Source organism: Nitrosomonas sp. Nm132, assembly GCF_900100485.1.
GTDB lineage: Bacteria > Pseudomonadota > Gammaproteobacteria > Burkholderiales > Nitrosomonadaceae > Nitrosomonas.
This window is the reverse complement of record NZ_FNDH01000061.1, coordinates 1-10,504: the sequence shown is the minus strand read 5'-3', so window position 1 is coordinate 10,504 and position 10,504 is coordinate 1. Positions and strand designations below refer to the sequence as shown.

At 40.7% G+C, this 10,504-nt stretch carries 9 protein-coding genes; 7 read left to right on the top strand and 2 right to left on the bottom strand.

All coding sequences use genetic code 11. From position 1 onward, the window contains the following. Positions 1-453: 453 nt before the first annotated feature. The 4 genes from ald (at position 454) to BLP80_RS13475 (ending at position 5,513) form a co-directional block, all read left to right on the top strand. Entirely contained in the window at positions 454-1,575 is a 1,122-nt protein-coding gene (gene ald / locus BLP80_RS13490; protein ID WP_090544087.1) for an alanine dehydrogenase, read from the top strand. Between the two features lie 167 nt (positions 1,576-1,742). After that, positions 1,743-2,723, top strand: a complete 981-nt coding sequence (locus BLP80_RS13485; RefSeq protein ID WP_256325110.1) for a Fe(3+) ABC transporter substrate-binding protein — start codon at positions 1,743-1,745, stop codon at positions 2,721-2,723. A gap of 173 nt (positions 2,724-2,896) precedes the next feature. Further along, on the top strand, positions 2,897-4,414 hold the full coding sequence (locus BLP80_RS13480; protein WP_256203787.1) for an ABC transporter permease: 1,518 nt from the start codon (positions 2,897-2,899) through the stop codon (positions 4,412-4,414). A gap of 4 nt (positions 4,415-4,418) precedes the next feature. Beyond that, positions 4,419-5,513: an ABC transporter ATP-binding protein gene (locus tag BLP80_RS13475; protein ID WP_090544083.1), complete on the top strand. Its 1,095-nt coding sequence runs from the start codon at positions 4,419-4,421 to the stop codon at positions 5,511-5,513. 145 nt (positions 5,514-5,658) lie between these two features. Here the strand turns inward: BLP80_RS13475 and mltB are convergent, their stop codons facing one another. Further along, positions 5,659-6,633, bottom strand: a complete 975-nt coding sequence (gene mltB, locus BLP80_RS13470) for a lytic murein transglycosylase B (RefSeq protein ID WP_256325109.1) — start codon at positions 6,631-6,633, stop codon at positions 5,659-5,661. Positions 6,634-7,015: 382 nt separating this feature from the next. Between mltB and trxA the strand changes: the two genes are divergently transcribed. From trxA to rpmE, 3 genes are all read left to right on the top strand, one after another. Then, positions 7,016-7,342, top strand: a complete 327-nt coding sequence (gene trxA / locus BLP80_RS13465; protein ID WP_090544079.1) for a thioredoxin TrxA — start codon at positions 7,016-7,018, stop codon at positions 7,340-7,342. Positions 7,343-7,492: 150 nt separating this feature from the next. Continuing rightward, positions 7,493-8,752, top strand: a complete 1,260-nt coding sequence (gene rho / locus BLP80_RS13460) for a transcription termination factor Rho (protein ID WP_090544076.1) — start codon at positions 7,493-7,495, stop codon at positions 8,750-8,752. A 144-nt stretch (positions 8,753-8,896) separates the two neighbouring features. After that, entirely contained in the window at positions 8,897-9,109 is a 213-nt protein-coding gene (gene rpmE, locus BLP80_RS13455) for a 50S ribosomal protein L31 (protein ID WP_090544074.1), read from the top strand. A 597-nt stretch (positions 9,110-9,706) separates the two neighbouring features. Here the strand turns inward: rpmE and BLP80_RS13445 are convergent. Then, positions 9,707-10,207, bottom strand: coding sequence for a C40 family peptidase (locus tag BLP80_RS13445; RefSeq protein WP_090544070.1), 501 nt, complete (start codon positions 10,205-10,207; stop codon positions 9,707-9,709). Between the last annotated feature and the right edge of the window lie 297 nt (positions 10,208-10,504).

Sequence of the window (10,504 nt, the reverse complement as noted above, 5' to 3'; positions counted from 1 at the left end):
AAAGCGAGTGGCGCAAAATGCGCGCTGCTGGTGGCGGAATAGCGATGGTGACATCAAACGGGTATTGACCATTGCCTATTTCGACAAACTCGGCGCGCCCCGTCTCTCATGACCTCAACTTCTCGAACCGCCCGGTGCGGACCCGCATGCCGGGTGGTGTGGGAGGGGATCAGTCAGGTAGCCTGACTGCCCCTATCCCGATTTATAGATCAGACTCGCAAATAAATTGAATTTCTAGCATTTTCCAGGTCTGTTTCAAAGATACTTCTTGAAACTATTTAGGGTTCAATCAATAACAGGGATTGAAAGTTTCTAGCCAATGTCGGATTATAAATTATCTATGGTAGGGCAAATCTATCTATTTGTGTAACTGATTAATAGAGATGGCGCTATGAAAGAGGTAAGAAAAAGAGTAAAAGAGTCATTCTGATCAATAAAACCTGGAATCAAGTAATGATTATCGGATTACCCAAGGAAATTAAGGATAATGAGTATCGTGTCGGGATGTCGCCTGGTACCGTCCATACGCTAGTGGGATATGGGCATCAGGTTCGAGTGCAAACTGGAGCAGGGCTGGGAAGCTCTTTTGCTGATGAAGATTACAAATCAGCGGGGGCTGATATTGTTTCTAATGCTGAAGATGCCTGGTCTGCGCAAATGGTGGTCAAGGTAAAGGAACCAACAGAGCTGGAGTACCGCTATTTACACCGCGACTTGATTCTTTTCACTTATTTGCATCTGGCCTCAAATAAAGCACTGGTCGAAACGCTGCTGGCTGCTGGGGTGACAGGCATCGCTTATGAAACCGTGCAAACAGAATCGGGCGAGTTGCCATTATTGGCACCTATGAGCGAAGTGGCTGGAAGAATGGCGATTCAGATAGGGGCTTCTTACTTGCTAAAAACCTTGGGTGGCCGGGGTATTCTGATGGGTGGTGTTCCCGGGGTAGCGCCTGCCAATGTCACAATTTTGGGAGCAGGCATAGTAGGTGCTAATGCTGCCAGAGCTGCTGTTGGTATGGGTGCTCAAGTAACAGTATTGGATGTGAGTCATGCACGCTTGAAGTATTTGGATGATATTTTCCGGGGACAATTATTAACACGTATGAGTGATGGCCTTAATATCAAAGAACTCGTTTATCAGGCTGATCTCGTTATTGGCGCGGTATTGATCCCGGGTGGACGTGCACCCTGGTTAATCACCAAGGATATGCTATCACATATGCGCCGTGGTTCGGTCATCGTTGATGTGGCGGTTGATCAGGGTGGCTGCGTCGAGACCACACGTCCAACCACGCACAGTCACCCGGTTTATGAAGTTGATGGTGTATTGCATTACTGTGTTACCAATATGCCGGGGGCTGTTCCGCGTACGAGCACCTTTGCACTGAATAACCAAACAGCTGCGTATGTAGTGCGCCTGGCAAATGAAGGTTTAGATGCTATGCGTGATGATCGTGCTTTGCAACACGGCCTCAATATACATCGTGGTTTCGTGACACATTCAGCGGTGGCTGAAGCATTTGGGCTGGAATATACAGCGCCATTGCAGGCAATTAATAATATAGCTTGCTAATTAGAGTACGCACTACTTCTTGAAAGAGGTATAACTAATAATTATTCTTATTCATAGTATAATTGTTCTTAATTTTGTAAGATTCTGGATTCTGTTTCCTGATATTCTCACATTTCATATACTTAAATTAAATGCGTAAACTACTTTCTATCAAACGTTTTTTTACGATCACATGCTGCTTTCTCCCACTGCTAGTTGTTAATATAGCGCAGGCAGAGCAGGTCATAGTGTATTCAGCAAGAATTGAGCAGCTTATCAAGCCGATGTTTGATGCTTTTACCAGTGAAACAGGTATTCAGGTCAAATTTACGACAGACAAGGAAGGCGCTCTTTTGGCGAGACTCAAGGCCGAAGGTAAAAAAACACCGGCTGATGTTCTTATTACTGCTGATGTGGGGAACTTATGGGAAGCCGCCCGCGCGGGAGTGTTAAAATCCGTTTCTTCCCCTATACTGGAAGCGAATATTCCTACCTATTTACGAGATCCACAAGGGCAATGGTTTGGTCTCTCGGTGCGAGCCCGTACTATTGTCTACAACACGCAAAAGGTAAAACCCTCTGATCTCTCTAGCTATGAAGATCTGGCTGATCCAAAATGGAAGGGAAGATTATGCTTGCGTACCTCGAAAAAAGTTTACAATCAGTCGCTCGTTGCCATGATGATTGCCGAGCATGGTGAAGCTGAAACTGAGAAAATAGTGAGAGGCTGGGTTGCTAATCTCGCAACTGATCCTTTACCTGATGATACGAGAGCTTTAGAGTTTGTGGCAGCAGGGCGGTGTGATGTGACTCTGGTCAATACGTATTATTACGGTAGATTGATAGAAAGTAATCCTACTTTACCTTTAGCAGTTTTCTGGCCGAATCAGAATAATAGTGGCGTGCATGTCAATATTTCCGGTGCTGGTATTACCCAATTCAGCAAAAATGAGCGCTCAGCTATCAAATTGCTGGAATTTTTATCTTCAGAGGAAGCACAAAATTTGTTTGCTGATGTCAACATGGAATACCCAGTCAATCCTCAGGTTAAACCCAGCCCAGTCGTTTCGGCGTGGGGAGCATTCAAGCAAAATCCAATGAACATCGTCAAAGCCGGAGAGCTACAAACAACAGCAGTAAAATTAATGGACCGGGCTGGTTATCGATAAACTAGTGGATGCATGTGAATAATGAAAAGTATTCTACTGTAGAAGAAAAAAATAGCGATATTAGCCGCCCCTTTTTTCTCTTGAAGCATAACGCAAGTATATGGCGGCTGATCCCGTTTCTCGTTGCGGCACTAGTATTCGCTCCGGTCGTTGTCGTTTTCTCTTCCTTTTTTATGCCAGCAGATGAAGTCTGGCAGCATCTCGTTGAAACCACGCTTCCTAGTTTATTAATCAATACGTTCTGGCTTTCATTCGGGGTTATTGCCGGAACGTCATTATTGGGCGTCAGCCTTGCGTGGTTTACTGCGGTCTACGAGTTTCCGGGCAGCAGGTTTTTTTCCTGGGCATTATTACTGCCATTAGCCATTCCAGCCTATGTTACCGCATTTGTCGTACTCGGCTTATTTGATTATACCGGCCCGGTTCAGACCAGCCTGCGCAGTTGGTTGGGGTCAGAGCTAACCTGGTTTCCAGATTTATATGGAAGGGGTGGGGTGATCATTGTTATGACGCTGGCTTTCTATCCTTATGTATATTTGATGGCGCGCAATGCTTTTCTCACACAAGGAAAGCGCTTACTAGAGGCAGCTCAATCACTGGGCCTTAGCCGTCAACAGGGATTCTTCAAGGTGGCACTGCCGATGGCACGCCCATGGATTGTAGGCGGTATCATGCTAACGCTCATGGAAACTCTTGCAGATTTCGGTACAGTCGCTATATTTAACTACGATACATTTACCACAGCAATCTATAAAGCGTGGTTTGGCATGTTTTCTTTACCTGCTGCTTCTCAGCTTGCATCGTTACTGATCGTGATTGTCTTTGTACTCATTATTATTGAGCAACAATTCCGATTGCGGATGCGTTTTGCAGAGATGAAAAGAAGTTCACGCGCTAGCGGTATCTTACTCTCAGGCTGGAAAGCCAAAGCAATCAGCTGTTTTGCTGCCAGTGTTTTGTTTTTTGCATTTGTGTTGCCAATTATACAATTGGGTATCTGGGCTGCTAATTCTTTACTGCAAAGTTTTGACCAACGTTATCTTGAATTTCTCTTGCATTCAGTGCTGCTATCAGCAATGGCTACCGTGATTACCTGCTTTATTGCAATACTGCTGGTTTATGCGGTCCGCTTGTATTCTGATTTCTTTACTTTGATTGCAGTACGTATAGCGACAATTGGCTATGCCTTACCTGGAGCAGTATTGGCTGTGGGTATTTTCATTCCCCTTGCTTGGCTTGATAATCAGTTGAGCGAATGGCTGTCGATGTTGTTTCAAATTGAAACTGGTTTGCTGATTCAAGGCACACTCGGAGTAATGTTAATTGCTTATATGACACGCTTCCTTGCTGTCGGCCATTATCCTATTGATAGCGCCATGCAACGCATTACGCGCAACATAGACGAGGCAGCGATGGGATTCGGTTTGAGCGGCTGGGCGGTATTACGAAGCATTCATTTGCCGATGCTGAAAACAGGTATATTTACTGCAGCCACGCTAGTTTTTGTGGATGTCATGAAAGAGATGCCCATCACTTTGATGACCCGTCCTTTTGGCTGGGATACTCTGGCTGTGCGTATTTTTGCTTTGACTTCAGAGGGCGAATGGGAACAGGCTGCATTACCGTCAGTGACTTTAGTGCTAGCAGGATTGGTACCTATTATTTTATTGATGCGACAGACCGACAAATAGTGCTGTGGATACATTATTGAAATTACACCAAATTAAGCATGCTTACGGTAAGCAGGTAACCATTAGTCATTTATCGTTTGATTTGAAAAAAGGGGAGATCGGTTGTTTGTTAGGTCCCAGCGGTTGTGGGAAAACGACTGTATTGCGTTGTATTGCTGGTTTTGAACCATTGACTGCGGGTGAGATATCACTTAACGGGGTAGTGGTTAGTTGTGCTAGTTTTAGCTTGCCGCCTGAGCAAAGACGTGTCGGTATGGTATTTCAGGATTATGCTTTGTTCCCTCATCTGACAGCAGCGGAAAATGTGAGTTTTGGGCTGCACCGTAGTAGTGCGATTGAACGTATGCAGCGAGTAACCGACATGCTACAAATTGTGGGCCTTGCGGAAGTGGCCAATAAGTATCCACATGAGCTTTCCGGGGGACAGCAGCAGCGTGTAGCATTAGCTCGAGCGTTAGCCCCTCATCCTGATTTATTGTTACTGGATGAGCCTTTTTCTAATCTGGATATTACCTTACGGGAGCGTTTAAGTTTAGAAATACGCGATATTCTAAAGAATCAGCATATTACTGCGATTCTGGTCACGCATGATCAAGACGAAGCTTTCTCGGTTGCAGATGTGATAGGCGTTATGCATCAAGGAGAAATTATGCAATGGGATGCAGCCTATAATTTATATCATCGTCCTGCCAACCGTTTTGTTGCTAATTTTATCGGACAAGGGGTTTTTTTACCCGGAAGAATGCTTTCTGCAGGAAAGATTGAGATGGAATTGGGAATTTTAACCGAAGATATTTATCATCCGTGCGAATTGGATAATGAAATTTGCCATACCGGATGTGAGGTAGATGTATTAATACGACCAGATGATATTGTGTACAACAATGAAAGTACTAGTACTTTACAGGCCATGGTCATACATAAAGCATTCCGAGGTGCTGAGATTCTTTATACATTGAGATTATCAAGCGGAAGGACTGTATTATCACTCATATCGAGCCACCATAATCATGCTATTGGTGAGAAAATCGGCATCAAGCTAGAAGCTGATCATGTTGTAGTATTTAGAAGGGAAAAATATACAGATATTCAGGAGTAGCGAGTATTTAATCAATGGCAATGGCTTGGTAGGTAAAGTTAAAGCCTTACGGTTAGACGCTGTTATATTCATACTGAAAGCCGGCTACGCATCCGAGTCCAAGTGCCACGTGAATGCGAATGCCATCCTCTATTAGGTTATTGATTTATCGCAAGCTTGAATTTCGTGCTGCACGAATTGCTTCAGCGAGTTGCAGTACTGACATTGCGTAAAAAGTACTACGATTATATCGTGTAATCACATAGAAATTCTGGAACCCAAGCCAATGTTGTATATTGTCATCATCCTTTAACTCTATTAGTGCCGCTAACCGCTCATCGCCCATCTTCTCCAAGGGGATAATATTTGCTTCGCGAAGTTTTCTTACTGTATGAACTGGTTCGATACCTGCAAGCAAGATTTCCTGATAATGATCACCCTCAATCAGTGCATGTGCACGTGTTACGATTGGCCCTCCTGCTTCCCAACCATATTCCTTGAGATAGTTGGCAACACTACCAATTGCATCAGCAGCATTGCCTGTTAAATCAGCTTTTCCATCACCATCAAAATCTATGGCGTAGCGTCTATAGCTTCCTGGCATAAATTGTGGAAAGCCTATCGCGCCTGCATATGAGCCTTTGATATTGAATAGATCGAAACCCTGCTCCTGCGCAAGTAACAGGTACTGCTCTAACTCACTTCTAAAAAAATCAGCTCGCCGAGGGAAATCGAATGCCAGGGTAGTAAGCGCATCTATTACGCGGTGCTTGCCTGTCGTTGCACCATAAGCAGTTTCGATGCCAATAATTGCAACAATAATTTCTTCAGGAACACCAAATGCTTGACTTGCTTCCTCTAACTTCCGTTCATGTTCATTCCAAAAGTTGACGCCACTTTTTATGTGTTGTAAATTGATAAAACGAGAGCGATATTTATTCCAAGGTATTGACGAAGCTGGTACTGAAATCAGATTAATGATAGAAGGCTGGAATTGTACTCTACTAAATACATCTTCAAGTTTGGATTGATTGAATCCGTGCTGTGCAACCATCTCATTAATAAAGTGCTTGATTTCCAGGCGTAGCGGAGATGCTATGAGTACCGTACTCCAGGAAATCAGGAGCAAACCAATAAGCATTATAAATACTTGGCGTATGTGATTACGCTGAATTAAATGTATGATTGTTTGTCTTTCATTAGATTGATTAAACATATTAAGCTGATATCCCACTTTATCCTTTTATGTATGAAATAAATTCCATTGATAAATTGCTTAACAAGCTAGAAGGTATAATTTTGATAGTTAGCTTCTCTTGGGAATCTATAAAAATTTAATTGTAGTGTACGACAGTACTTCCCATTTGTAGGAATTTTCTATAGTATAACAATTGCAAGCTTACATATTTCTATTTCAACTGTGATTCGGTTTGCAGTCAGATACGACGGATCTATTCTATTCATTGGTATATTGTACAATTGATCAACATTAATTTAAAAAATCAAATTCGAATGAGGATTTCATGAATCAACATGTTCACTATATTACAGATGCAACTTTTGAGGCAGAAGTATTACAATCATCTATGCCGGTATTAGTTGATTATTGGGCAGAATGGTGTGGACCATGCAAGATGATTGCTCCAATTCTGGATGAAATAGCGAATGAATATAACGGGCGACTTAAAGTTGCAAAACTTAATATTGATGAAAATCAAGCTACCCCCCCAAAATATGGAATTCGTGGCATTCCAACCCTAATGTTATTTAAAAATGGTAATATCGAAGCAACCAAGGTAGGTGCTCTTTCAAAGTCTCAATTGACCGCATTTATTGATAGTCATCTGTAAAATCTTAGGCTATACCTAATAAAAGTACTCTATAAGTCTTAAGATATAAGAGCTATCGCTCAGAATTAACTTTTTCCCTGTTGGTATTGCTCTTCTTCCTGGATACCTTAGTTTCTCTCTCTATTCCAACCACTTTTCACGAGTTTCTTCATGCGCTTATCTGACCTTAAAAGCCTTCATGTTTCCGAATTGATAAAAATGGCTGTTGCAAATGAAGTTGAGGGAGCCAATCGTTTGCGAAAACAGGATTTGATTTTTGCGTTATTAAAAAATCAAGCACGTAAAAATGAAAGTATTTTTGGGGAAGGAACCCTGGAAATTTTGCAGGATGGTTTTGGATTCTTGCGCTCACCTGACACTTCGTATCTGGCTGGTCCCGATGATATTTATATTTCACCTAGTCAAATTAGGCGCTTTAATTTACATACCGGCGATTCAGTTGATGGTGAAATCCGCCCTCCCAAAGATGGGGAGCGATATTTTGCGCTAGTAAAAGTTGATAAGGTTAACAATGAGCCTCCAGAAAACTCCAAACGAAAAATTTTGTTTGAGAATTTGACCCCGCTGTTTCCTACTGAACGTTTAGCATTAGAGCGTGATATTAAATCTGAGGAGAACATTACAGGCAGGGTCATTGATCTTATCGCTCCTATCGGAAAGGGACAGCGAGGCTTGCTGGTTGCAAGCCCAAAATCCGGAAAAACAGTGATGTTGCAGCACATTGCGCATTCAATTGCGGCTAATTATCCTGACGTTATTTTGATGGTATTATTGATAGATGAGCGTCCTGAGGAAGTGACAGAAATGATTCGCTCTGTCAGAGGCGAAGTTATTTCATCTACTTTTGATGAGTCTGCCATCCGGCATGTTCAAGTAGCCGATATGGTGATAGAGAAAGCCAAGCGTCTTGTGGAGCATAAGAAAGATGTAGTGATATTACTCGACTCTATTACTCGCTTAGCACGCGCTTATAATACGGTAGTGCCTGCATCTGGTAAGGTATTGACAGGAGGGGTAGATGCTAACGCGTTACAACGCCCCAAACGTTTTTTTGGCGCTGCGCGAAATATAGAGGAAGGAGGTTCTCTCACCATTATCGCGACTGCTTTGGTGGATACCGGCTCTCGTATGGATGATGTCATTTACGAGGAATTCAAAGGTACTGGCAACATGGAAATCCATCTTGATCGGCGCATGGCAGAAAAACGTATTTACCCTGCGATTAATGTTAACCGCTCTGGCACTCGCCGAGAAGAGCTACTGCTTCCACAAGATGTATTACAAAAGATCTGGATATTACGAAAACTACTTTACCCCATGGATGATATGGATGCAATGTCATTTTTACTTGATAAAATTAAAGCTACAAAAAGCAATGCTGATTTTTTTGATTCAATGCGGCGTGTATAAATCTTTATATTATTTTTATGATGATGAGTAATGCCGACGTAACTTTTCTAAAGTTGCACCTCTTCCTTTATTAAAGGATAATATTCTATTTTTTAAAATATATAACCCATAATAATATAATATGGAGATCGAGGACGTAAGATTATGAAAGCAGAGATTCATCCGATTTATCAAGAGATAGCAGTAACATGCAGTTGTGGTAATGTTTTTAAAACACGTTCTACTCTAAATAAGCCTTTACATATAGAGGTATGCTCAGCTTGCCATCCTTTTTATACGGGAAAACAGAAGATTGTAGATACTGCCGGAAGAGTTGAGAAATTTAATCGTAAATATGGAAAACAATTGCAAAAATAAATCTCAACTTGAAAAATACTATTATGAATAGATAGTTTGCTTCTTTTTAAATTAAATTTCTTCCAATAAGATTTAGCATTTATCTCTGTTAATTCTTCAATGGGATAAAAAGTTAGCGCCATTTGAAGACGGCATCATATCTAAGTTTAGGTTGCTCAAAATGACATGGGCCTACTTATTGATTTTGCACAAAGAGATGGGTGCGAACAGTCTAGAGATTATATGTTCGAGTGAAAGCAATTCCGATAAGGACAAGAGCATTGCTTGCTTTGATACGATTGTAATATTGGCGGAGTGTGATCTCATAGTTAATTTTACCGAATTATTATGTATAGCTGACTTTCTAGTCATCTATGCGTTAATATTGACTCAGCAAGATTTAATTCGAATAATCTATCATGTATATTTGGGGTTTTATATTCCTTAAATATTCATCAGAGACGATCACCTCACGATTAGAATTACTATAATTGAATTGAGTATGTAATTTCCTAGAGTAAGGAAATTACATAACTTGATAAGGTACTTATTGGATTTAATTTAAGTTGTCTATACTATCTTATATAAGAGGTAATATTTTCTGATAGTAATGAATGATTAAATTCTAATTGATTTCCAATATCTGGACTTCCAATATATATTGTCTAATCTAGATATTGTTACTCCCTTAGTAGTAGAAGCATGAATAAATTTTCTATTTTCAAGATAAATACCTACGTGGCTCAATGTATTTTTAGTTTTGAAGAAAATTAAATCACCTGTTTTAAGATTATTTCTATTTATTTCTTTTCCTGCTCTCGATTGTAGATTGGTTGTTCGCGGTAGATCTATACCTAATCCTGATTTATAAATGATATAAACAAATCCTGAGCAATCAATACCATTTTTACTTAAACCACCAAGCTGATAGCGAACTCCCTGCCACTTTCTGTATTTTGCATATAATACATTTTTTACAGAATGTAAGCTTGCCTTATTATCTTTTGAGATAATAGATCTCGAATGCTCTTTAAAATTTGCTTCCTTTCTTTCTACTGATCCACAACCAGATACTAAACATCCGTAAATACATAAAATGACAATATTCTTAGTTAACATATTTTTAATTTATGCTTACATGATATATTGATATAAAGTATAACAAAAAATGATAAGATCGGAAAATACTGTATATATCAGAGTCTTCTAGGTTCTTCTTATTGATAAATTTTATAAACAAATAAGTTTTATTAGGCGGATTCTAGTTTGAAGTGCAACTTTTATAAGGTTAACAAGAGGCAAGCTGCGATAGCATCTGAGTTTCTTGAACGATCAAATAAAAGGAGCCCAGATGAAGCACTATCAGCAGCTCACCCAAGAGCAACGATATCAGATTTACGGGTTACGCAAAGCAGG